This window comes from Streptomyces sp. NPDC000941 (genome assembly GCF_053599555.1).
In genome coordinates this window covers 1-21,410 of sequence record NZ_JBSFMM010000195.1, presented here as the reverse complement: position 1 = coordinate 21,410, position 21,410 = coordinate 1, and the positions used below count along the sequence as shown (strand labels likewise).

General features: G+C 69.8%; 22 protein-coding genes and 1 pseudogene. 17 read left to right on the top strand and 6 right to left on the bottom strand.

The window, feature by feature from the left end; translation table 11 throughout:
* Positions 1–297 precede the first annotated feature (297 nt).
* Positions 298–1,011, bottom strand: coding sequence for a LuxR C-terminal-related transcriptional regulator (locus ACWDSL_RS41160; protein WP_450493233.1), 714 nt, complete (start codon positions 1,009–1,011; stop codon positions 298–300).
* 588 nt (positions 1,012–1,599) lie between these two features.
* On the opposite strand from ACWDSL_RS41160, the gene ACWDSL_RS41155 reads away from it, so the two are divergent.
* From ACWDSL_RS41155 to ACWDSL_RS41115, 9 genes are all read left to right on the top strand, one after another.
* On the top strand, positions 1,600–2,226 hold the full coding sequence (locus ACWDSL_RS41155) for an AMP-binding protein (protein ID WP_450493232.1): 627 nt from the start codon (positions 1,600–1,602) through the stop codon (positions 2,224–2,226).
* Between the two features lie 14 nt (positions 2,227–2,240).
* Positions 2,241–2,855 carry a hypothetical protein gene (locus ACWDSL_RS41150; RefSeq protein ID WP_450493231.1) on the top strand — a complete coding sequence of 205 codons (615 nt, stop codon included), beginning with the start codon at positions 2,241–2,243 and terminating at the stop codon, positions 2,853–2,855.
* 33 nt (positions 2,856–2,888) lie between these two features.
* Positions 2,889–4,487: an aldehyde dehydrogenase family protein gene (locus tag ACWDSL_RS41145; protein WP_450493229.1), complete on the top strand. Its 1,599-nt coding sequence runs from the start codon at positions 2,889–2,891 to the stop codon at positions 4,485–4,487.
* Between the two features lie 85 nt (positions 4,488–4,572).
* Positions 4,573–5,856 (top strand): aspartate aminotransferase family protein, encoded by a 1,284-nt coding sequence (locus ACWDSL_RS41140; protein WP_450493228.1) that lies wholly within the window; start codon positions 4,573–4,575, stop codon positions 5,854–5,856.
* Between the two features lie 2 nt (positions 5,857–5,858).
* On the top strand, positions 5,859–6,344 hold the full coding sequence (locus tag ACWDSL_RS41135; protein WP_450493226.1) for a type II toxin-antitoxin system RatA family toxin: 486 nt from the start codon (positions 5,859–5,861) through the stop codon (positions 6,342–6,344).
* Positions 6,345–6,378: 34 nt separating this feature from the next.
* Positions 6,379–7,425 (top strand): beta-ketoacyl-ACP synthase III, encoded by a 1,047-nt coding sequence (locus tag ACWDSL_RS41130; protein ID WP_450493225.1) that lies wholly within the window; start codon positions 6,379–6,381, stop codon positions 7,423–7,425.
* 49 nt (positions 7,426–7,474) lie between these two features.
* Positions 7,475–7,705, top strand: a complete 231-nt coding sequence (locus tag ACWDSL_RS41125) for an acyl carrier protein (RefSeq protein ID WP_398526108.1) — start codon at positions 7,475–7,477, stop codon at positions 7,703–7,705.
* On the top strand, positions 7,705–8,925 hold the full coding sequence (locus ACWDSL_RS41120; RefSeq protein ID WP_450493224.1) for a beta-ketoacyl-[acyl-carrier-protein] synthase family protein: 1,221 nt from the start codon (positions 7,705–7,707) through the stop codon (positions 8,923–8,925). The genes ACWDSL_RS41125 and ACWDSL_RS41120 overlap by 1 nt, the downstream gene beginning before the upstream one ends.
* 156 nt (positions 8,926–9,081) lie before the next feature.
* Entirely contained in the window at positions 9,082–9,723 is a 642-nt protein-coding gene (locus ACWDSL_RS41115; protein WP_450493222.1) for a pentapeptide repeat-containing protein, read from the top strand.
* 22 nt (positions 9,724–9,745) lie between these two features.
* Here ACWDSL_RS41115 and ACWDSL_RS41110 read toward each other — a convergent pair whose 3' ends face one another.
* Positions 9,746–10,138, bottom strand: coding sequence for a helix-turn-helix domain-containing protein (locus ACWDSL_RS41110; protein ID WP_450493220.1), 393 nt, complete (start codon positions 10,136–10,138; stop codon positions 9,746–9,748).
* Here ACWDSL_RS41110 and ACWDSL_RS41105 point away from each other — a divergent pair.
* Positions 10,104–10,551 (top strand): annotated as a pseudogene (locus ACWDSL_RS41105) (NAD-dependent epimerase/dehydratase family protein); the annotation flags it as partial. The gene ACWDSL_RS41110 and the pseudogene ACWDSL_RS41105 overlap by 35 nt on opposite strands.
* Positions 10,552–10,628: 77 nt before the next feature.
* Here the strand turns inward: ACWDSL_RS41105 and ACWDSL_RS41100 are convergent.
* The 3 genes from ACWDSL_RS41100 to ACWDSL_RS41090 all read right to left on the bottom strand — a co-directional run bounded on the left by ACWDSL_RS41100 (position 10,629) and on the right by ACWDSL_RS41090 (position 14,416).
* The gene (locus ACWDSL_RS41100; RefSeq protein ID WP_450493219.1) at positions 10,629–11,741 is read right to left on the bottom strand and encodes a sensor histidine kinase; all 1,113 of its coding nucleotides are present in this window, start codon (positions 11,739–11,741) and stop codon (positions 10,629–10,631) included.
* A gap of 2 nt (positions 11,742–11,743) precedes the next feature.
* Positions 11,744–12,520 (bottom strand): response regulator transcription factor, encoded by a 777-nt coding sequence (locus tag ACWDSL_RS41095; protein ID WP_450493218.1) that lies wholly within the window; start codon positions 12,518–12,520, stop codon positions 11,744–11,746.
* Positions 12,521–13,000: 480 nt separating this feature from the next.
* On the bottom strand, positions 13,001–14,416 hold the full coding sequence (locus ACWDSL_RS41090; RefSeq protein ID WP_450493216.1) for an FAD-dependent oxidoreductase: 1,416 nt from the start codon (positions 14,414–14,416) through the stop codon (positions 13,001–13,003).
* A gap of 166 nt (positions 14,417–14,582) precedes the next feature.
* Here ACWDSL_RS41090 and ACWDSL_RS41085 point away from each other — a divergent pair, with 166 nt between their 5' ends.
* From ACWDSL_RS41085 to ACWDSL_RS41060, 6 genes are all read left to right on the top strand, one after another.
* Positions 14,583–15,611: an AraC-like ligand-binding domain-containing protein gene (locus tag ACWDSL_RS41085; protein ID WP_450493214.1), complete on the top strand. Its 1,029-nt coding sequence runs from the start codon at positions 14,583–14,585 to the stop codon at positions 15,609–15,611.
* Positions 15,612–16,006: 395 nt separating this feature from the next.
* The gene (locus tag ACWDSL_RS41080) at positions 16,007–18,268 is read left to right on the top strand and encodes a nitrate- and nitrite sensing domain-containing protein (protein WP_450493213.1); all 2,262 of its coding nucleotides are present in this window, start codon (positions 16,007–16,009) and stop codon (positions 18,266–18,268) included.
* Entirely contained in the window at positions 18,265–18,690 is a 426-nt protein-coding gene (locus ACWDSL_RS41075) for a roadblock/LC7 domain-containing protein (RefSeq protein WP_450493211.1), read from the top strand. Before ACWDSL_RS41080 ends, ACWDSL_RS41075 begins: the two co-directional genes overlap by 4 nt.
* A gap of 11 nt (positions 18,691–18,701) precedes the next feature.
* Positions 18,702–19,076 carry a DUF742 domain-containing protein gene (locus ACWDSL_RS41070; protein WP_450493210.1) on the top strand — a complete coding sequence of 125 codons (375 nt, stop codon included), beginning with the start codon at positions 18,702–18,704 and terminating at the stop codon, positions 19,074–19,076.
* Positions 19,057–19,653 carry a GTP-binding protein gene (locus tag ACWDSL_RS41065; RefSeq protein ID WP_450493208.1) on the top strand — a complete coding sequence of 199 codons (597 nt, stop codon included), beginning with the start codon at positions 19,057–19,059 and terminating at the stop codon, positions 19,651–19,653. The genes ACWDSL_RS41070 and ACWDSL_RS41065 overlap by 20 nt, the downstream gene beginning before the upstream one ends.
* A 109-nt stretch (positions 19,654–19,762) precedes the next feature.
* Complete coding sequence (locus ACWDSL_RS41060) at positions 19,763–20,173, top strand: VOC family protein (protein WP_450493206.1); 411 nt, start codon at positions 19,763–19,765, stop codon at positions 20,171–20,173.
* A gap of 21 nt (positions 20,174–20,194) precedes the next feature.
* On the opposite strand, the gene ACWDSL_RS41055 is transcribed toward ACWDSL_RS41060, so the two are convergent.
* A complete protein-coding gene (locus tag ACWDSL_RS41055; protein WP_450493204.1) occupies positions 20,195–20,812 on the bottom strand; it encodes a LysE family translocator in 618 nt (205 codons plus the stop codon).
* 114 nt (positions 20,813–20,926) lie between these two features.
* Between ACWDSL_RS41055 and ACWDSL_RS41050 the strand changes: the two genes are divergently transcribed.
* On the top strand, positions 20,927–21,379 hold the full coding sequence (locus ACWDSL_RS41050; protein WP_450493203.1) for an Lrp/AsnC family transcriptional regulator: 453 nt from the start codon (positions 20,927–20,929) through the stop codon (positions 21,377–21,379).
* Positions 21,380–21,410 lie beyond the last annotated feature (31 nt).

Genomic DNA, 21,410 nt, shown 5'->3' with positions numbered 1-21,410 from the left:
AACCCCCCATACCAACCTTGTCCACCGGATTACAGACGGCTCCACCCCCCACCCCCCGGCCGGGGGGCCCCCCCGCCCCCCACCGCCGTCCCAAGAGCGCGGTCAGCGCTGATCGCCACGCACCGCGTCGACGAGCTCCGAAGAGCTGCGAACCGGGGCCTTTTCGGTCGTCTTTCCGTTCCCCATGACAAATCCTCCTACGGTGGTGCACCAGGGCTTGCCCGACCCTGCTTGCGCGGTCCCGACGGATCGACGAAGGCGACGAGCACCACGCCCGAATCCGGGTCGTTTCAGTGCTTATGCGCTGTTGGCGTTCGGCATCAGGCCCGCGACCCGCTGCCGCGGTATCACCAGGCCGAACTCATAGCTCAGCGCGACGGCTTGGGCCCTGCTGCTGATTTCCAGCTTCCCCATGGCGCGGTTTAGGTGCGTCTTCACCGTCGCTTCGCTGATGTGCAGAATCTTGGCGACGGTCGAGTTCCCGTACCCCTTGGCGACCAGCTTGAGCACTTCGGCCTCGCGCATGGTGAGCGTGGCCAGCCTCGAACCGTCGTATTCGACCGGTGTGGTGCGATGGGTGCAGATGTCGACCAGACGTGACATCACGCCGGGCGAGAACACCATATTGCCGCGGGCGGCGGCCGTGACGGCCGCGGTCATCTGCTCCGGCGGGATGTTCTTCAGGAGAATTCCGCGAGCGCCTGCGTGGAGGGCCGCGTATATGTCATTGTCATCGACTGTCGAGGTGACGAGGAGGGCGGTCGGCGGGTCCTCTGGGTCCGCCTCCAGGATGCGCTGGATGGTTTCCGCCCCGCCGAGATCCGGGAAATCGGTGTCGATGATGACGATATCCGGTTTGACGCCCTCGGCCAGCGCGCAAGCTGTTTCACTGTCCGCGGCCTGAGCCACCACGCTCAGCCCCGGCACCGCGTTCAACAGTGCGGAAAGCCCCAGCCTTGTCCAGGGGTGCGCATCCGCGATGAGTAATGTGGTCTCCGCACCCTCCACCACATCACTGTCTCCCCCGCTGATCAAATGTTCCTCCTCCGGGCCGAACCGGCCGACCAGACACCGGAAACCCTTGCATGCACCGGTGACACACGCAAGGAAAAACTGAACGCACAGGTCGCTGATTACGCGTAAGTCGGCGGAATCCAGGCCTTCCAGGTCAACGGGTGAACAGGTGATGAAAGACGCGGATGGCCGTCGCCCATCGCGGTACGCCCATCGGCTCACCAGGCCGCTTTCCACTCCGCGTGGTAGCCCAAAGCGCCTGGCCGCATACCTCCGCCTGGCCGGTCGGCGGGCTACAAGCCACTGCCCACCTGCGGCAATGCGCGGAATTGTTGCTTCCCCTTTCCCTTCGGCCGGTCGGCCGAGCCCGGCCCGGCTCACCGCCTGGGAGTACACGGGGGTCGAATACGGTCGAGGGTGGATGACGGGCATCCGCAGAGAGTGCAGTTACTGCTACACCGGCCGCTGTATGTTCGCGATTGGCTGCGTTGATACGTTCATCGGCACGCCACTGGAATTGCCGAGTGCCTTATCGGGTAACTGTTCTCCCGGCCCGGAGAACACACAGGTGGAGGTTTCCGTTACGTGAGCTTGTCTCGTGTCATTAGTAGAATGCTGTCTACTACCCGAGGGTTCACGTTTGTCTCAGGAGAGTCGGCCGAATTCCTCAGCTTCGCCGATCTCAAAGAGGCGGCCGAGGGCATCGGCAGAGGGGTCGCCGCCGCCGGCTTCACGCCAGGGGACCGCGCGATTCTCATGCTCTCGGACCAGCGTGAGTTCATCACCGCCTTCTTGGGAATGGAGCGGGCCGGGGTGATCCCGGTCCCCCTCTTCCCGCCCGCCCTGCCGACCCGGACCGATGCCTACCGGGAACGTCTGGCCTCTCTTCATGCGTCGTGCCTGCCGCGTCAGGTCATCGCCGATGAACGGCTCTTCGACCTGTGCGCGGAGTGCGTCGGCGAGCGGCCGTTGCTCTATGCCCAGCTGTCCGCCAGGGAGGCATTCACGCGGCGCTTCTCCCCCGCGGGGTTCCTGGAGCCGACGGTCACCCCGTCGTACACCCTCGCCCCTCAGCTCGATGACGACCCGCCGAAGGGCGGCGGAAACGCACAGGACGCCCCGATCGGGATCGCCGCCGACTGGCTGACCGGCGTCTGGCAACAGTGCGCGGTCAGGCTTCCCGCTGTATCGCGAACCGCAGATGGAAAGTGATGAAAGTGAACGAAGTGAAGACGTCCACGGATCTGGACGCGATTGTTGACACCCTGACCGCGGCCTTCCTCGAGGACGACCCGGTCGTCAATTGGCTGGTACCGCCCGGGACTCCGGAGCGGGAGCGCTATCTGCGCGGCTTTCTGCGGGCCTGGGTGAAATTCATGCTGGACCACGAGGGGACCGCCATCGTCACGCCGGACCACAGTGGCGTCCTCGTATGGGAGCCCTCGCCCTCGGGCAGGAAGGTCCCCCTCACCGCGGAGGACGAGGAGGCGTTCCTCGCCGATATCGCGGCCTCCACCGGCCCCGCGGAGAAGCGCTGCCTGCAGCTCATCGAAGCGCTCGACTCCAACTATCCGCACGACCTTCCGCGGCACGGACATGTCGCGCTCGCCGCCGTCCACCCGGATGCGCACGGGACGGATGCCAGGCCGGCCCTCACGGACGAGTTGATACGACTCGCCGTATCCCTCGATCTCGGAGGCTACTGCGAGGCCTCGTCCGAGCGGAACGCCCTACTGTGGGAGCGGCTTGGCATGCAGCGCATAGGCGAGCCGATCCAACTGCCGGAATCCGACGTCACCTTGACTCCCATGTTCATTCCGCCGCCCGGAGTCCAGGGTTGAGCGTGCCGCGGGGCCGACTCGGAGGGTCCTTTGATGCGTGAAAACCCCTTGCGCAGCTACAAGCTCTATATCGCGGGCAAGGACGTCGAGGGCGACGGCTGGGTGTACACCGTCAGCGCACAGTCGCTGCTCGAGGACGTCTTCACCAGCGTCAGCCTGAAGAGGGATCTGGAGCGGAATCCCGAATCCACGGCCGCGGACCACCCCTATGTGGTGGGCCGCTGCGCCGTCGCGTCCGATGCCGCGATCGATCTGGCCACGGAGGCCGCGGCGTCGGCCGCACCGGGCTGGGCGGCGATCCCGCTGGAGCGGCGGATGCGTCTCGGCACGCTGTTCCGCGAGGCGCTGGGCCGCCGCCGGGACGAGTTCCTGGACATGCTGGTCGCCGAGGGGCATCCGGTGAGCCTGGCCCGCTGGGAACTGAGCTGCCTGTTCCAGGTGTACAGCGAGGAGAGCCTGGGCTGGTACCGGCAGCGTATGCACACGGAGTTCGAGCACGCCGGGCGGCGGCTGATCGTACGCCGCCGGCCCGACGGCGTGGTCGCCTTCAACCCGCCGCAGAACGCTCCCGCGCCCAGCGCCGCCCTCGCGGTGCTCGCCCTGATGGCGGGCAACGCAGTCATCGTACGGGCGCCCCGCTCCATCGCCCTGTCCACCATGTGGGTGCTGCGCGAGGTCGTGGCGCCGCTGCTCGACGAGGTGGGGGCGCCCCCCGGTGTGCTCAATGCCGTCTGCTCCAACCCGAAGCAGACGCTGGACCGGTGGATCGAAAGCCCGCTCATCGACGACATCTTCTACATCGGCGGCAGCAAGGAGGGCCTGGCCTTCCAGGAGCGGTGCGTCGCACACGGCAAGAAGCCGATCCTGGAGCTGGCCGGCAACGACAGCATCGTCGTATGGAAGGACGCGGACCTCACGCGCGCCGCCGAGGCGATCTGTGAGTCGTTCTACGGCTCCGGGCAGATCTGCATGGTGCCCAACTGCGTCCTGGTGCACCCCGCTGTCGCCGACGAGCTGATCGCCGCGGTCAAGGAACAAGCCAAGACCGTACGCCCCGGCTATCCCGAGGACGAGGGCGTGCTGCTGTCCCCGGTCCGCCGCAGCGAGCGCTTCTTCGGACTGCTCCAGCAGGCCCTGGCGGGTGGCGCGGAGTTGGTCACCGGCGGCAGGCGCACCGAACTGGACGGCACTCCTTCGGACACCGGTGTCTTCCTCCAGCCCACCGTGGTGCGGGTGAACGGGCTGCCCGGTGCGCGCCGCCTGGACGTCGTACGCCAGGAGACGTTCTTCCCGCTGCTGCCGATCGTCGTCCCGGAGCCGTCCGCCGATGACGAACTCCTCGACGGGTTCCTCGATTTCGTCAACACCAACGAGTACGGGCTGCGCAACTCGCTGTGGGCGGAGTCCGAGGACGTCATCGACGCATTCGTCCAGCGCGTCGTCAACGGCGGCCTGCTGAAGATCAACGACTCGCACATCGGGTTCCTGCCCTATCTGCCCAGCCATGGCGGGACCGGCCTGACCGGCGGGGTCTTCGGCGAGGCCAACTATCCGATGCTCAAGACCTCGCACCTCCAGGGCGTGTCCATCGCCCGTGGCGCCAGCCCGCGTGAGGCGGTCTTCGGGTCCTGACCGCCCTGACGGCCCACCGCCGATGTACGCCCCACCCTTTCGAACCGCTCTGATTCACCACCGCACAATCCGGAGGACGTTACCCGTGACCGTGATCCAGGGAGCCCGGGTCGACACCGAGGAGGAAATCCTCAGCCTGTACCGCGCCCACCTCAGCAAGGGGCGGGCGACTCTCGCCGAGCTGTTCGGCAGCCATATGGAGGTGGAGTCCTCCGGGGCCTGGCTGACCACCAGCGACGGCGAGCGGTTCCTGAACACCGGCGGCTACGGCGTCTTCATCATGGGCGCCCGGCACCCCATCGTCATGGAGGAGGTGGAGCGCCAGCTGCACACCCACCCCACCGCGACCCGCATCCTGCTGGAGCCCACCGTCGCCCGCGCTGCCGAGGCGCTGGTCTCCGTCATGCCCGAGGGCCTGGACCGGGTGCACTTCGCGCTGTCCGGCGCCGAGGCCGTCGAAACCGGCCTCAAGCTGGCCCGGGCGGGCGGCCGCAGGCGCACCGTCTCCATGCTCGGCGGCTACCACGGCAAAACGCTCGGCGCGCTGTCGACCACCGCCAAGGAGGTCTACCAGGCGCCGTTCCGCCCGCTGATCCCGGACGTCCGGCATCTGCCGTTCGGCGACGCGGAGGCGCTGGAGGCGGAGTTGCGCGCCCACCCCGGCGAGGTGTGCGTCATCCTCGAACCCGTGCAGGGCGAGGGCGGAGTGATCATCCCGCCCAAGGGCTACCTCAAACGCGTCGAGGAACTCGTCCGCGCCTACGACGGCTTCCTGATCCTCGACGAGGTGCAGACCGGGTTCGGCCGGCTCGGCGAGTGGTGGGGTGCCGACACCGAGGGCGTGGTCCCCGATGTCCTGCTCACCGGCAAGGCCCTGGGCGGTGGTGTGCTGCCCGTCTCCGCGGCGGTCGCCACCCGCCAGGCGTTTCGCCCGTTCGACAAGGACCCGTACGTTCACACCGCCACCTTCTCCGGACAGCCGCTGCTGATGGCCGCCGTGCAGGGCGCCATCCGGGCGGTCAAGGAGGAGCGGCTGGTGTCCAGGTCCATGGACCTCGGGGCGGTGCTGCTGTCGCGGATCTCCGAAATCGCCCACCGCAACATCCCCGGCCAACTCGTCGAGGTACGCGGCCAGGGCCTGCTGATCGGGGTGGAGCTGGTCGAGGCGGGGCTGGCCGGCGAGCTGCTGATCGAGCTGTTCAACAACGGAGTCGTCGCCAACCACTCGATGATCGGCAGCTCGGTGGTGCGCTTCACACCGCCGGCCACTCTCACCGACGGCGATGTGAAGTTCTTCCTCGAATCCTTCGACAAGGCCACCCGCGATCTGATCAGCGGCTCGGCCACCATGCCGGAAGGCGGTAACTGAACGTGCGGCACGTGGAACTGGACGCCGTGGTGCGCTCCGAGAAGGCGGACCACGTCTTTGAGAACGTCATCAAGTGGGAGAAGTATCCGCAGCTCGCACCGCATGTGCAGGCCGCCACCGCGCACGTCGCATACCCCGCCGAGCAGGGCAGCTCGAGCTGGGAGCTGCACTTCCGCAGCGGGCTGCTGCGCTGGACCGAGGAGGAGCGGTTCGTCCCCGAGCGCGGTGAGATCCACTTCGAGCAGACCGACGGCGACTTCGACAGCTTCGCCGGGCAGTGGCAGATCACGCAGAGCGGCGACGATGTGCTGGTCCGCTTCGACGCCGACTTCGACTTCGGCATCCCGAGCCTGGAGGGGATTCTCGACCCCATCGCCGAGCGGGTGATCAAGGAGACGGTCGCCTGGGCGATCACCGGGCTGTTCGCCCGTACGGAGATACGTGGCGGCGTGGGCAGCCCCGAGGCCGCGGTCACCGGCGGCGCGTAGACCAGGCCCGGACGCGTAAGGAGAACGCGCAACCATGAACGGTTCGTTGGAGGGTGTCGCCATGGCCGGCGGCGCGCCCGCGTCCGTGATCGTCGGCATCGGGGCGTATGTCCCCCCGAACCCGGTGTCCAACCACGACCTCACCGCCCGTCTGGACACCACCGACGAGTGGATCCGTACCCGTACCGGCATCTCGTCCCGGCACATGGTGCTGCCCGGACAGGCCACCTCGGATCTCGCGGTCGAGGCGGGCCGGCGGGCGCTGGAGTCGGCCGGGCCGGAGCACGCGGGGGGCGTGGACGCCGTGGTGCTCGCCACCACCACACCCGACCGGGCGTGCCCCGCGACCGCGCCCGAGGTCGCCTCGCGGCTGGGGCTCGGCACGGTAGCGGCCTTCGACATCTCGGCCGTGTGCAGCGGGTTCCTGTACGGGCTGGCCACCGCGACCGGGCTGATCGCGGCGGGCACGGCCGGCCGCGTCCTGCTCATCGCCGCGGACGCGTTCACCACCCTCATCGACCCGCGGGACCGCGCCACCGCCGTCATCTTCGCCGACGGGGCGGGGGCCGTGGTGCTGCGGGCCGGTGAGCCGGACGAGCCCGGTGCGGTCGGCCGTGTCGTACTCGGCAGCGACGGCTCGCGCAGCGGACTGCTCCAGGTGCCGGGCGGCGGATCCCGGCAGCGCAGCCTGGGCGGGCCGGTGAAACCCGGCGACGCGTTTCTGCGGATGGCCGGGCGCGACACCTACCGGCACGCGGTGGGCCGGATGGCGGAGGCGTCCCGGCAGGCGGTGCGGGCCGCCGGCTGGGACCTCGCGGACATCGACCGGCTCGCCGCCCACCAGGCCAACGCACGCATCCTCGCGACGGTCGGGGACGACCTCGGCATCCCCGAGGACCGGCGGCTCTCCAACATCGCGCACAACGGCAACACCGTCGCCGCCTCGATCCCGCTGCTGCTGGCCGACGCCACCGCCGACGGCAGCCTCACGGCCGGCCACCGGGTGCTGCTCACCGCCTTCGGCGCCGGTCTTGCCTGGGGCGCGGCGACCGTCCACTGGCCGGACGTCAAGCCCGGCTGAGGCCCCTCGGCCACTCCCCCACTGTGCACCCTTCGGAAGGAACGCAGCCATGTTCGACACCCTCAAGGAAATCCTGGTCAACAAGCTCAAGGTGACGCCGGAGCAGGTCGTCCCCGAGGCCACCAGGGAGGACGTCGAGCTCGACTCGCTGGCCGTCGTCGAGCTCTCCCTCGTACTGGACAAGGAGTTCTCCATCGTCATCAGCGACGACGAACTGCTGGAGGTGGACACCATCGGCGACATGGCGCGCCTCATGGAAGAGCGGAGCGCGAAGGTCTGATGGGCCGACACGATGTCGCCGTCACCGGACTCGGCCTGGTCACCCCGGCGGGAATCGGGGTCGGGCCGAGCTGGGAGGCGGCCCTGGAGGGGCGGCCCACCGCCGCCCATGACACGGAACTCGCCAGCAACCCGGTGCGGATCTCCTGCCGCGTCCCGGACTTCGACCCGGATGGGCTGCTCGGCGGCCGCCGGGCCCACCGGCTGGACCGCTTCGTGCAGTTCGCCCTGGTCGCCGCCCGGGAGGCGGTCGCCGACGCCGGGCTCGACCCGGCCACCTGGGACGGCGGCCGCGTCGGTGTGGTCCTCGGCTGCGCCGACGGCGGCCCCGCGACCGTGGAGGCACAGCACCGGGTGCTGATCGAGGAGAACCCCGCCTGGGTGTCCCCGCTGCTGCTGCCGATGCAACTGCCCAACATGCTCGCCGGGCAGACCGCCATCGAGTTCAAGGCCACCGGCCCCAACCTGGTCGTGGCCACCGCCTGCGCCTCCGGTGCGAGCGCCATCGGCGCCGCGCGCGATCTGCTGACCCTCGACCGCTGCGACATCGTCATCACGGGCGGCAGCGAGGCGATGATCACCCCCCTGGTCATGGCCGGATTCGCCAAGATGGGCGCCCTGTCCAAACGCCAGGACGACCCGGCCGCCGCGTCCCGGCCCTTCGACGCCGACCGCGACGGCTTCGTCGCGGGAGAGGGCGCGGGTGTGCTCATCCTCGAACGCGTCGCCGACGCGACGGCCCGTGGCGCACGCGTACGGGCCAGAATCGCCGGCTACGGCGCGACCGCCGACGCCCACCACGTGACCTCGCCGCACCCGGACGGCATCGGCATCGAAGCGGCGCTGCACGCGGCGCTCGCCGACGCGGGCGCCCGCCCGGAGGACGTCCAGCATGTCAACGCGCATGGCACCTCCACCCCGCTGAACGACCTGGCCGAGGGCCGTATGCTGCACCGCGCGCTCACCGGGGACCCGCTGGTGACCTCGACCAAGGGCGTCACCGGCCATCTGCTGGGCGCGGCCGGCGCGGTGGAAGCGGCATTCGGCGTGCTCGCCGTCGAACAGCAGCGTGTGCCGCCCACCGCCAATCTGCACACGCCCGACCCTCGCCTCGACATCAAGATCGCCACCGCCCCGACCACCACCCGTATCGACCTCGTTCTCTCCAACTCCTTCGGTTTCGGGGGGCAGAACGCGGTCCTGGCGATAGCGAGGGCGTAGCGGAAGCTGCGGGGGGCAACACGCGGGGGCCACGGCGAGTGCCGCTCTCGTTCCCGGGGCTCGTCTACGCTGACGGACGGCGCGGGTATCACGGTGTCCCGCGCCCTCGTCGGCACTGCACGGCACTCCGCGACCAAGCGGCGGCAGGGATGGCCCATGAACACGCGTTGGCCCCGTTCGCTCTCCTGCGTCATCGTGACCGCCATCTCCTCGGCCCTCCTCATCGGCTGCGGGGGAGAAAAACACGGCCGCAGCTGTTCCGGCCGCACGGGCAAGGACCTCTCCGGCCGTACCGTCGCCGGTGACGACCTGCTGCAGAAGACACTGCGCTGCGTCAACCTCGAACGCGCCACGCTGACCGGGCTGGTGTCCGAAGCGAACCTGCGCCGCGGCAACCTCTACAAAGCGCGGCTGACCGGTGCGTCACTGGAGAACGTCGATCTGCGCGAGGCCGACCTCCGCGGGGCCGACCTCAGCTCCGTCTCCCTCTCCCAGGTCGACCTGCGCGGCGCCGATCTGAGCGATGCCATGCTCGGCAAGGGTCTCCTCGAAGACGTGAGCTTCGGCGGCGCCCACCTGTCCGATGTGGATCTGCGAGCGGCCTCCCTCACCCACGTCGACCTCACCAAAGCGGATCTGAGCGGCGCCGATCTGTCCGGCGCCGCGCTGTCCGACTCGGATCTCCGCGGCGCGCGAACGCGGGATACCGACCTTTCGACGACGACCTGGGAGAACGTCGTCTGTCCGGACGGCTCCCGCTCGAACGCCGGGACTTCCTGTACGAGCCATCTCACCTAGGCGGCCCGCCGGCCGGCCCGTGTCAGGCGCTCGGCCGCATCCACGCCTTCGCGAAGCACGTCGGCACATCGAGCGACGCCGCCTCCTTGCGGTACGCCCGCGGCGACCGGCCGACGATGTCACGGAACGTACGGCTGAAGGTCCCCGGGCTGCCGAAGCCGACGTCGAAGCAGATGTCCGTCACGCTGCGGTCGCTCTCCCGCAGCAGGAACATCGCACGCTCGACCCGGCGCCGCTGCAGGTAGCGGTGCGGCGTCTCGCCGAACGTGGCCCGGAAGGTGCGGGTGAAGTGCGCCTGGGACACATGGGCGATCCGGGCCAGGGCCGGGACGTCCAGCGGCTGCGCATAGGCACGATCCATCGCGTCCCGCGCCCGCAGCATGCGGCGGTTGGTCTCTTCCGTGGCACGGCTCACCGCGCCATCACATCACAGTGACGACCCGACCGCGCTCTCCCGTCCGTACTCTCCTTACGGACCTTCCTTACGGACCCGTGACATGGTGGGCGCGGTGCGGTCGTATGCCTATGTCTCCCGCAACGACCTGGAGACGGCCGTCCTGCTCACGGCCATGGTGGGCACGGGCGTGCGGCGGCTGGTGCCGGCCGGCTCCATGGTGGTGTACGGGGCGGGTCGGTACCTCTGCGAGCGGCACGCAGTGGTACACCGACCAAGCTCGCCCAGGAGCACCTGGGGGCGGCGTGGGCGCGCGCCACGGGCGGGTCGGCGGTATCGCTGCACTACCACAATGTGTACGGTCCGCGGATGCCTCGCGCGTGTTCGAGGACGGGTGCCAGCGGCGGGACTTCGTGCACGTACGGGACGTGGCAAGGGGATACGGGAGTTCGCCCGCGCCGAGCTGCGCGGTGGGTGAGCGCGGCACCCCGGAGGTCCGCGCCCACGCCGCTCACCCCTCGGCCGCGGGGAGCGTCACCTCGAAGCGGCAGCCGCCGGAGACGTTGCGCACGGTGGCGCGCCCGTGGTGGGCCTCCACGATGCCCCGGACGATCGCAAGGCCGAGGCCGGCGCCTGCCGGGGGTGTGCGGGCGTAGGTGCCGCGCCAGCCGGTGTCGAAAACGCGCGGCAGATCCTCCTCCGGAATGCCGCCGCAGCCGTCCGTCACGGACAGGACGACGCCGTCCGCGGAGCGCTCGGCGGCCACCGCGACCGTGCCGTCGGCCGGGGTCCGCCGGATCGCGTTCACCAGGAGGTTGCCGAGCACCCGGCTCATCTCCTTGCCGTCCACCTCGACCGGCACCGGTTGGACGTGGTCGCCGACGAGCCGCACACCGTGCTCGCGCGCGAGCGGGTCCACACCCGCGAGAACGTCACCGACGAGGTCGTACAGGGAGGTCCGGGAGGGCGTGAGGGCGAGGGCGCCCGCGTGGATGCGGGACAGCTCGAACAGGTCGCCCACCATGTCATTGAGCCGTTCGACCTCGGTGCGGATCTGGCGCAGATAGCGGTCCGGGTCCGCGGCGACGCCGTCCTCCAGCGCCTCGGACATCGCCCGCAGTCCGGCGAGCGGTGTGCGCAGGTCGTGCGAGATCCAGGCGACGAGTTCACGCCGGGAGGACTCCAGCGCCCGCTCACGGTCGCGGGATTCGGCCAGCTTGGCACTGGTCGCCCGCAACTCCCGGCTAAGCGCGTCCAGTTCGGCGGTCGCGGGTCCTTCGGGACTGGTGAAGTCGCCGCCGTCGCCGAACGAGCGGGCGGCGACCGCGAGGGCCCGGCTGCGGGCGACGACCCAGCGGCCCAGCAGCAGGGCGGTGGCCAGGGAGACGACGGCCGCCATCGCGGCCACGGTCGTGACGACCGTCAGGTCGTGTCCGGACAGGAACATCGCCCACGCCACGGCCAGCGTGCCGGCGAGCATCGCGGCCACGGCGACGGCGGCGACCACGGCGAGATGCGCGATGAGCGAGCGCCGCCGGACCAGCCGCAGCACGCACGCCCCGAGCAGCCCGGCAGCGGCGGCACCGAGGAAGGCGAGCAGGGCGATGAGCAGGGTGTCGCGCACGGTCAGCGCTCCCGCTCGGCGGCGTCGAAGCGGTAGCCCACGCCCCACACTGTCTGGATCAGGCGGGGTCGGGCCGGGTCGTCCTCGACCTTGCCGCGCAGTCGGCGGACATGGACGGTGACCGTGGACAGGTCACCGAAGTCCCAGCCCCAGACCTCGCGCATCAGGTCCTCACGGCTGTAGGCGCGGCCGGGATGGCGCAGAAGGAACGCGAGCAGGTCGAACTCGCGGAGGGTGAGGGCGAGTTCGACGCCGTTCTTGACGGCGCGGCGGGCGGCGGGATCGACGGTGAGACCGGCCGCGTGGAGGGGCCGCGCTTCCGTTCCGGGCGTGTTCGGCGTTCCGGGCGTGTTCGGCCGTGTGCGGCGCAGCACCGATCGCACCCGCAGCATGAGCTCCCGCGGGCTGAACGGCTTGGTGACGTAGTCATCAGCGCCCACCTCCAGGCCGAGGATCCGGTCGTCCTCGTCGCCGCGGGCGGTGAGCATGATGACCGGTACGGGCTCGCGTCCCCGTATCCGCCGGCACACCTCAAGACCGTCCATGCCCGGCAGCATCAGATCGAGCACCACGAGGTCAGGCCGGTTCGCGGCGGCGCGGGCGAGCGCGGTCGGCCCGTCCTCGGCCCGGTCCACGGTGTATCCCGAGCGGCCGAGGTATCCGCAGACGACCTCGGCGACGGTGGGATCGTCCTCCACGACCAGGACATGGGCGACTTCGGCCGGCCGGTGGCGCGGGTCCGTGGGTCCGGCCCCGGTCGGCTCGTATGGCTGCTGCATGGGTCCAGCCTGGCACCACTCCCCCGCCCGGGCGCTGCCCGGGGCCCCGCCGGGCTCCGACGCGCCGGGTAGCCGTGGTCCGGGGTCAGGTCCTCGCCGTTGACCTGCAAGGCGAGGAGGGAGCGCGGGTCGGCCACCTGGTCGGCCCGGAGGGCGGCCCGGCGGAAGGCGCCGTGCCGCTGGAGGGACCCCACCAGCACATCGGGCGGATCGCCGTGACGCGGTGGGCTCGGCGGGGCTGGGTGCAGCCAAGTCCCCTGTCTCCCGCACTTCGCCTGCCTCCCGGGCGCGACGCAGGTTGCGTAAGGCCCCGGACACCTTCAGCCCGGCGTGCACGACGAACGCGGCGAAGAACACCCAGGCACAGGCCCCGTAGAAGTGCGGCGGGTAGAAGGAGCCGGGGAAGACGTAGTCGAGCTGGACGTTCAGCACCTGCGCGACGCGCGGGGGGGCGCCCGGCCGGGCGCCCCCGCTGTCCCATCACGCGGTGACGTCGACCGGCGCACCAACCGCGGGGGTGTCCTGCTTGCGCACCGCCCGTGCGGCCCGCAACACCGTGCCGGGGCGCATCAGTGTCTTCACCGGGGAGATCATGTGTGCCACGTCCAGGAATCGTCGGTGTATCACCGGATCGGTCACGGACGCCCGGACGATGAGGTCACTGATCCGGGATGCGACCTTGAAACCCCGTGGCCGCGGCCCGGTGACGTGCGGCAGCTTCAGGTCGTTGACGGCAGACGTCTGCCACGCGTCGTCCACGACAGCCCGGACCCGCTTGAAGTACGACCACGCCGGGTCCCGCGGGGACTGCCCGGATTCGAGATGGGCCGCCAGGCATGCGGCGTGGATCGCGGCCGAGGACATGCCCTGGCCGTAGATGGGGTTGAACGACGCCATGGTGTCGCCGATCGCGAGGAGTCCGGCGGGGAAACGGTCCAGACGGTGGAAGTCGCGCCGTCGGTTGTCCGGATGCCGGTAGGCGATCGGCTCCCCGATCGGCTCGCCGTCCTCGGCCAGTTGGCGGAACGGTGCCGCCGGGTCCTCCTTGCAGCGGAGCAGGAACTCCTCCATCTCCCGCCCCGGTCGGTCGTCCGCGTACCCGGCCACCAGGGCGATCCACCGATCTCCCTCGACCCGGCCGAGGGTGCCCAGCCGCAGTCGGCCGTCCGGCAGGGTGGCCAGGGACTGTGCCAAGGTGGCGCCGTCCGATCCTTCCGGCCGGCGGAACAGCGCGGTGGCATAGCCGAGGTCCACCTGCATACGGCGCGTCTGCGGCTCGGGCCAGCCACCCTCCTTCAGCCAGGCCCCGATCCGGCTGGCGCGGCCGGTGGCGTCGACCACCAGGTCGGCGTCCAGCACCTCCTCATCGGCCGCGCTCCCGGCCACACCCCCGGCTCCGGCCCCGGCCCCGGCCCCGGCCAGTTGCCCACCCAGGTAGCGCACCCCGCTCACCCGCTCGCCGGTGAAGGCCAGCCCACGCACCCGACCGTTGACCAACCGCAGATTGCCGAGCGCCAACACCCTCCGGCGCAGATGCGACTCCAGGAAGGGCCGCGTGGCGCTGATCATCTCCACGCCGTCGACCAGGACCTTGAGCCTGCCCTCGAAGTAGTGGTGCACATCCGTCCCGGTGTCCGCGAGGGCGGCGCCGTCGGCGACGAGTTCGGTGGCGAATCCGGGCAACAAGTGGTCGATCTTCCGGCGGCCCGCGTCCAGCAGAGCGTGCATCTGAGTGCCCTGCGGAACACCGGGGCGAGGCCCCTGACCACCCCCGAAGTCGCCCGAGGGGGCGATGTCGTCCCGTTCGAGAACAATCACCTCGTCCGCGTGATCACTGAGCACCCGGGCAGCCAACAGCCCCGCGACGCTGCCCCCGAGTACGACGGCCCTGCGCATCTCCACCTCCTGTGTGCGGTTTCCCGCACCTGCCGCCCCGGCCGTACGCCGGAAAGGGAGCGGCGGAGAACATGGTGAACTTTCAACCCCGCCCTGAACCGACCATCCGCGCACCCGGTCTGTACATTTCTGGCTCCCGCACCTCTCACGAAGGAAGGACTGTGCGATGAGCCTGCCTCCCAAGTCCTCGCGGCCGGACCGGAACGGGGTCGGTGGGATGTCGCCCGACGTCGACGCCTGGCGCGGCATGCTGCACGACGCCCTGGTCGAACTCGACGCGATCCCGCTCGGCGGCACCGGGCACGGCGCCGACTACACGGGCTGGGCCCGCCAACTCGACCTGGGGTTTCTCACCCTGACCGACGTCGGTTCCGACCCGGTGCGGGTCGTACGCGCGCCGAGGATGCTGGTCGGCAACCAGGACGACTTCTATCTGCTGTCGATCGCGCAGGAAAACAGCTTGTCGATCAACGGGAATGCGCGGTCCCCGCTGCGGCGCGGAGACGCGGTTCTGCTCGACAGCACCGCTCCCTTCCAGCTCAGCGCCGGTGAGTTCGCCCATCACCTCGTCCTGACACTGCCCCGGGCGGATGTGGCGCGGGTCATGCCGGTCAGTGGGGAACGCATCGGCCGCCGTATCGCCGCCGAGAACCCGGTGCTGCGCGTTCTGCGGGCCACGGTCGCGGAGATCTGCGCCGGCGGCGCGCGGTTCGAGCCGGACTTGCTGCCTGAGCTGGGGCATACCTTGCGGGAGTTGCTGTTCTCCGTACTGCGGTCCGACGAGCTCACCGACCAGGCCGAGGTGAACGGGCTCCTCGGACACCACGCCCAGCTCCTGCGCATGCGGGACTTCGTACAGCGCCATCTCGCCGAGCCGGATCTGTCCTCGAAGATGGTGGCGGCGGCGTTCGGGGTCTCCGTGCGCTACGTCGAGCTCGTCTTCCGGGAAAGTGGCACATCACCGGCCCGGCACATCCGCCGGACCCGGATGGAAGAGGCTCGCAGAAGCCTGGCGAACCCCCGGCAGCGGCAGCGCTCCATCGCCGCGATCGCACGATCCGTCGGCGTCGAGAACCCGACCGTTTTCGCGCGCATGTTCCGCCATTTCCACGACATCACGCCCAGCGAATACCGACGGTCCCAGACCGGACAGAGCCGCCAATCCGGGGCAATGGAAGACCCTCCGCCCCCTTGACCGGCCCCCGTGCCGGGTGCCCACCGACGGCCGTGCGCACCCGGTTGCCTCCGTGCGGGAATTGACAAGTTTGTGTTCGTGAATCGTCGACAGCGGCGCCCCGGGTTCCGGCACCGTGGGCGCCGATGTCACACGGGGTGTCACCGCGAATACTCCGGTCCTCCACCAAGCAGGGAAAACACGACTTGCTGCCCGATTCACCACATGCCGTCGACGCGGCCCCTCCCACGGATTCGCCCCCGCAAGCCACCCCGGCACGGCGCGAGGCCGCACCGAACGCCGGTAGACGCGCGAAACGGGGCCGGGTCAGACAGCGCGCGGCCCGTCGGCGGACCCTTCTGCGGCCACGCCGACTTCGAGGCCCCTGGTCGATCCGGACCCGCGTCCTCGTCCTGGTGCTCGTCCCGAGCGTGGCCCTGGCCGCGCTGTGGGGCACCTACACGGCCAACGGGCTCGACCAGGCGCTCGATCTGCGGCAGACCGTGCGGGATGTGGAACGGGTAGGCGTCACGAGCGAGACCGCGATGGTGGCGCTTCAGGAGGAGCGCCGGCTGTCGATGATCTACCTGGCCCGGCCCGGAGCGAACCGGGGGGCGCTGACGCGGCAGCGCGCGGACACCGACCGGAAGCTCGCGGCGATGCGCAAGGCGGCCGCGCCGGTGGTCAAGAACAACCCGCCCGCTCTCAAGCGAATCTTCGCGGACATCAGCAAGGGCCTCGGGATGCTGCCGGGATTTCGGCAGCAGGTCGACGCACGCAAGGTGAACCACGGCGACGCGTTCGCCTTCTACACCGGCGCCCTGGCCACCGGCATGTCGTACTTCGAGGCGGAAGCCCGGCTGACCAACGACGCCAAGTCGCTCAACGAGGCCACGACCGCCGCGACTCTGTTCCGTGCTCTTGAGGGCCTTGCCCGGCAGAACGCCGTGCTGTCCGCAGGACTGTCGTCGCCGAACGGCATGTCCGCCGAGGAGCAGCGACAGTTCAACCAGCTCGCCGGGGTGCAGCAGGAGCAGTGGAAGGTGGTGGCGCCGGCACTGCGCGGAGCACAGGCCAAGCGCTATCAGGCGGTCACCACCGGGCCCGAGTGGAAGGCGCTGGCCGCTGCGGAGCAGTCGGCCATGAAGTCCGGCCGGATTCCGACCGGTTTCGAGCGCTGGCAGACGTCGATGCTCCAGGTGGCGGAGAACCTGCAGCAGCTCACCCTGGACCAGGTGGACTTCGCGGTCGGATACGTCAACGACCGCGCCGACACCCTGATGACCTCGGTGATCGTGACCAGCGTGGGAGCCCTGCTGGCCATCGCGCTGGCCGTGCTGATCTCCGTGCTCATCTCCCGGGCGCTGATCCGCCGCCTCCGGGAGCTGCGCGGTGCGACGCTGCGGCTGGCCGACGAACAGCTGCCCGAAGTGATCGCCCGGCTGCAGAAGGGCGACAAGGTCGAGCTCGCCGAGGCCGTCCCCGAAGTCGGACACGGCTCGGATGAGATCGGGCAGGTCGCCGGCGCGTTCGCCACGGCCCAGCGGATCGCCGTACGCGCGGCGATCGAGCAGGCCGAAACGCGCGAGGGCATCAGCCGTGTGTTCCTCAACCTCGCGCAGCGCAGCCAGGGTCTTGTGCACCGGCAGCTCGCCCTGCTGGACACGCTGGAGCGCGGAAGCGAGGACCCCGATCTGCTCGCCGAACTGTTCCGGGTGGATCACCTCGCCACCCGGATGCGGCGCAACTCCGAAAACCTGTCCATCCTCGGCGGCGCGATACCGTCCCGGCGCTGGCGTCAGCCGGTGCAGTTGGCCGAGATTCTGCGTGGGGCGGCCTCGCAGACCGAGGACTACTCCCGGGTCAAGCTGGCCGGTATTCCCGAGGTCATGCTCGCCGGCCCGGTGGCGGGCGACATCATGCACCTGCTGTCCGAGCTGGTCGAGAACGCGACGACGTTCGCCCCGCCGCATACGAGCGTGCAGATCCACGCCGAGGTCGTGCCCAAGGGGCTCGGGATCGAGATCGAGGACCGTGGCATCGGCATGGCCGATGACGTCCGCGAGGAGGCCAACCGCCTGCTGGCGGCGGCGCCCGAGTTCAACGTCATGGGCTTCACACAGGACACCCGCCTCGGCCTGTTCGTCGTCGCACGGCTGGCGGCCCGCCACAACATCATGGTCACCCTGCGCCCCTCCCCGTACGGGGGAACCTCGGCCATCGTGCTGGCGCCGCCGGAGCTCCTCGAGGTGACGGAGGCCGAGACCAACACCCCGATCCACGACCGCGCCGAGGCGATGGCCGGGACGGCGGCACCGCGCCCGGGGACGTCGCCGCCCCGCCGGGAGGAGCCGCACGTGCCCGACCATGTCCCGCCCAAACGCAACGATCCCCCGGACGCCGCGCGTCCGGAGCGGCCACAGCGAAGGTCGAGACAGCTACCTCGCCGTGTCCGTCAAGCGAGCATGGAACCGCAGCTGCTCCACCCCGTGGCCACGGAGCCCGAAGCGGGGCCCGCGGAGCGGTCGGCCGAGGACGCCGGCCGGATGATGGCGATGTACCAGCGCCAGTCGTACCGGGGGCGTGTCGACGCGGAGCAGCAGCAGGAACAGGGCAGCGGACAAGACGATGTGGCCGGGCACTGGCCGGCCGGAGAAGGGCAGTGGGACCCGCGATGACACAGATGCCGAAGCACGCCAACGACCTCCACTGGATGCTGGACGATCTGGTCCGGCGGGTCCCCCGGACCAGGCATGTTCTGGTGTTGTCGGCCGACGGACTGGTGATCGCCCACTCGCGCGATCTCGGCCGTGAGGACGCCGAACACATGTCGGCCGTCGCCTCGGGTTTCCAGAGCCTGGCCGGGGGCGTCGGACGACGCTTCGGCGGAGGGCTCGTACGGCAGACGATCGTCGAGCTGGAGAGCTGTTTTCTGTTCGTGACCGGTGCGGGACGAGGTGCCTGCCTCGCCATCCTCGGTGAGGCCGATATCGACGTCGGTCTCGTCGCCTACGAGATGAACCTGATCGTCAAGCGTGTCGGTGAATACCTCGCCGCGGCGCCACGACAGGCGGCTGCCGTTTCGCCGTCGCCCTTCTGAGGTGGGGACCCATGTCCGAACCGGAGGAATCATGGTGGGACGTGGACGCAGGCCCCATCGTGCGCTCGTTCGCGAGAACCGGCGGCCGGACCCGGCCCACTCGGGACGAGTTCAACCTGATCACCCTGATCATCGCCACGAACACCGATACGGCACGACACGGTCTCGAGCCGGAACACATCATGATCCTGCGCATGTGCACCGGCACCCCGCTCTCCGTCGCCGAGATTTCCGCTCGGCTGGACATGCCCGCGACAGTGGCCAAGGTCCTGCTCGGCGACCTACTCGACATGGGGGCCATCCACACCCGCGCACCGATCGCGCTGGCGGAGGCCCCGGAAATCCACGTACTTCAGGCGGTGCTCGATGGAATTCGCAGGCTCTGAGCCATATCCCGGCGCCGGCGGCCTCCCGACGGCGGTCAAGATCCTGATCGCCGGCGGGTTCGGCGCCGGGAAGACCACCATGGTCGGCGCCGTCAGCGAGATCTCCCCGCTGCAGACCGAGGAGGTGATCACGCAGACGAGCGAGGGCGTGGACGATCTCAGCGGGGTGGAGGGGAAGACCACCACGACCGTGGCCATGGACTTCGGCCGGATCACGATCAGCCAGGACCTGGTGTTGTACCTCTTCGGCACACCCGGGCAGAACCGCTTCTGGTTCATGTGGGACGAGCTGGCCCTCGGCGCGCTCGGAGCCATCGTGCTGGCCGACACACGAAGAATCGAGGACTCCTTCCCCGCCGTCGACTACTTCGAGCACCGTGGCACGTCGTTCATCGTCGCGGTCAACCGCTTCGACGGAGCCTGTGACTACGACGTCGAAGACGTCCGCTATGCGCTCGATCTCGACGCGCATGTACCAGTGGTGATGTGTGACGCGCGTTCCCGCGAGTCCAGCAAACTCGCCCTCGTCACCCTGCTCGAACACGCGATGGCGAGCCGGATGGCGGCCCTTCGCTGACGAGCGCGTCGGTGACGACTGGGGCGCGGTGACGACTGGGGAGTGGGGGCGGGCATCCTGAGCAGTTTTGGATAAGTTTCCATCCGTCCGGCCGAGTAGCGTGATGCGCATGTTCAATGCCATCACGCACTCGACCATCTACGTCCTCGACCAGGACGAGGCCCTCGACTTCTACGTCGGCAAGCTCGAACTGGAGGTCTGCGCCGACATCCCCCTGGGCTTTATGCGCTGGCTGACCGTCTGCGTCCCCGGGCACCCGGAGCGCGAGATCCTGCTGGAGAAGCCGGGCCCTCCGTCGATGTCCGAGGAGACGGCGGAGCAGGTCCGCGAGCTGGTGACCAAGGGCGCGACGGCCGGCACGCTCTTCTTCAGCACGGACAACTGCCGCAAGACCTACGAGACGCTACTGGCCCGGGGCGTCGAGTTCACCGAGGAGCCCACCGAGCGCCCGTACGGAATCGACTGCGGCCTCCGCGACCCCTTCGGCAACAACATCCGCTTCTGCGAGCGGAAGTCCTGAAACGCTCAGCCGAACCGACCCCTAGCTGAGCAGCCGCTCCACCAGCAGCAGCGCCCCGATGGCCACCATCGCGGCGCCTGAGCAGCGGATCACCGCCCGTGCCGCCGCCGGGCGGGCCCGCAGCACCGCCCGTGCCGCCGTGCCCACTCCCGTGTAGACCGCGGCGCAGTTGGCCGTGTGCACCAATCCCAGGAGGGCGATCTGCGCCGCGACCGGCCAGGTCGCCCCCTGGGCGATGAACTGTGGCAGCAGCGCCAGGAACAGCAATAGCGCCTTCGGGTTGAGACCGCTGATCCCCGCGCCTTTCACCGCCCGCCGCAGCCACGAGCCGGCGCTTCCCTCCGCACCCGCCATCGGGGCTGAAGGCCGGGCCAGGGTGGCTATGCCCAGCCATACGAGATACGCCGCGCCCACCGCCGTCAGCACGGTCAGCACCAGCGGCGACCGAGCCACCACCGTCGCCACTCCCCCGGCAACCACCGCGGTCAGCGCCACGTACCCGGCCAGCAGCCCACCCACCGCGGGCAGCACCGTACGATCGCGCAGCCCGGCCGCGATCGCGTACGCCCAGTCCGCTCCCGGGACCAGTACCAGCAGGAAGGACACCCCCCAGAACGCGATGACACTTCCGACCGCCATGGCCTGGGCTCCTCTTCTCACTCTCGGCTTCCGAGAGGGAGATTAGGCATATAGGGCCGGAATGTGTTTTCAACATTTCCACGATCATGGGCTGTCGGTGGAAGAATCTTCCTCATGGATGAGGTCGATCGGAAAATCCTTGCCGAGCTGCAGCACGACGGGCGTCTCACCGTCACCGAACTCGCCGAACGCGTCCGGCTCAGCGTCTCGCCCTGCCACCGCCGGCTGCGCGCCCTGGAACACTCCGGCGCGATCAGCGGCTACCGCGCGCAGCTCGACGCCGATGTCCTCGGCCTGACCTTCGAAGCGCTCGTGTTCGTGACCATGCGCTACGAGGACCGCGACACCGTCGCCGCCTTCGAACAGGCCGTCGTGGACATCCCGCATGTCATGCAGGCCCAGCGCCTCTTCGGCGACCCCGACTACCTCCTGCGCGTTGTCACCCGCGACCTGGCCGCCTTTCAGAAGCTCTACGACGACTGCCTGGCCACCCTCCCGGGTGTCCAGCGCCTCAGTTCCACCCTCGTCATGAAGAGCGTCGTCGAGAACCGTCCGCTGCCGCTGTGAGAGCACGTCCGGCGCGGGATCAAACGAAAAC

Excerpts from the sequence above, each read along its gene's own strand:
- ACWDSL_RS41085 (WP_450493214.1), top strand. The coding sequence starts at position 14,583 with ATGAGCCTGCCTCCCAAGTCCTCGCGGCCGGACCGGAACGGGGTCGGT.
- ACWDSL_RS41050 (WP_450493203.1), top strand. The coding sequence starts at position 20,927 with ATGGATGAGGTCGATCGGAAAATCCTTGCCGAGCTGCAGCACGACGGG.
- ACWDSL_RS41120 (WP_450493224.1), top strand. The coding sequence starts at position 7,705 with ATGGGCCGACACGATGTCGCCGTCACCGGACTCGGCCTGGTCACCCCG.
- ACWDSL_RS41095 (WP_450493218.1), bottom strand. The coding sequence starts at position 12,520 with ATGCAGCAGCCATACGAGCCGACCGGGGCCGGACCCACGGACCCGCGC.
- ACWDSL_RS41075 (WP_450493211.1), top strand. The coding sequence starts at position 18,265 with ATGACACAGATGCCGAAGCACGCCAACGACCTCCACTGGATGCTGGAC.
- ACWDSL_RS41090 (WP_450493216.1), bottom strand. The coding sequence starts at position 14,416 with ATGCGCAGGGCCGTCGTACTCGGGGGCAGCGTCGCGGGGCTGTTGGCT.
- ACWDSL_RS41060 (WP_450493206.1), top strand. The coding sequence starts at position 19,763 with ATGTTCAATGCCATCACGCACTCGACCATCTACGTCCTCGACCAGGAC.
- ACWDSL_RS41070 (WP_450493210.1), top strand. The coding sequence starts at position 18,702 with ATGTCCGAACCGGAGGAATCATGGTGGGACGTGGACGCAGGCCCCATC.
- ACWDSL_RS41145 (WP_450493229.1), top strand. The coding sequence starts at position 2,889 with ATGCGTGAAAACCCCTTGCGCAGCTACAAGCTCTATATCGCGGGCAAG.
- ACWDSL_RS41055 (WP_450493204.1), bottom strand. The coding sequence starts at position 20,812 with ATGGCGGTCGGAAGTGTCATCGCGTTCTGGGGGGTGTCCTTCCTGCTG.
- ACWDSL_RS41125 (WP_398526108.1), top strand. The coding sequence starts at position 7,475 with ATGTTCGACACCCTCAAGGAAATCCTGGTCAACAAGCTCAAGGTGACG.
- ACWDSL_RS41115 (WP_450493222.1), top strand. The coding sequence starts at position 9,082 with ATGAACACGCGTTGGCCCCGTTCGCTCTCCTGCGTCATCGTGACCGCC.
- ACWDSL_RS41065 (WP_450493208.1), top strand. The coding sequence starts at position 19,057 with ATGGAATTCGCAGGCTCTGAGCCATATCCCGGCGCCGGCGGCCTCCCG.
- ACWDSL_RS41130 (WP_450493225.1), top strand. The coding sequence starts at position 6,379 with ATGAACGGTTCGTTGGAGGGTGTCGCCATGGCCGGCGGCGCGCCCGCG.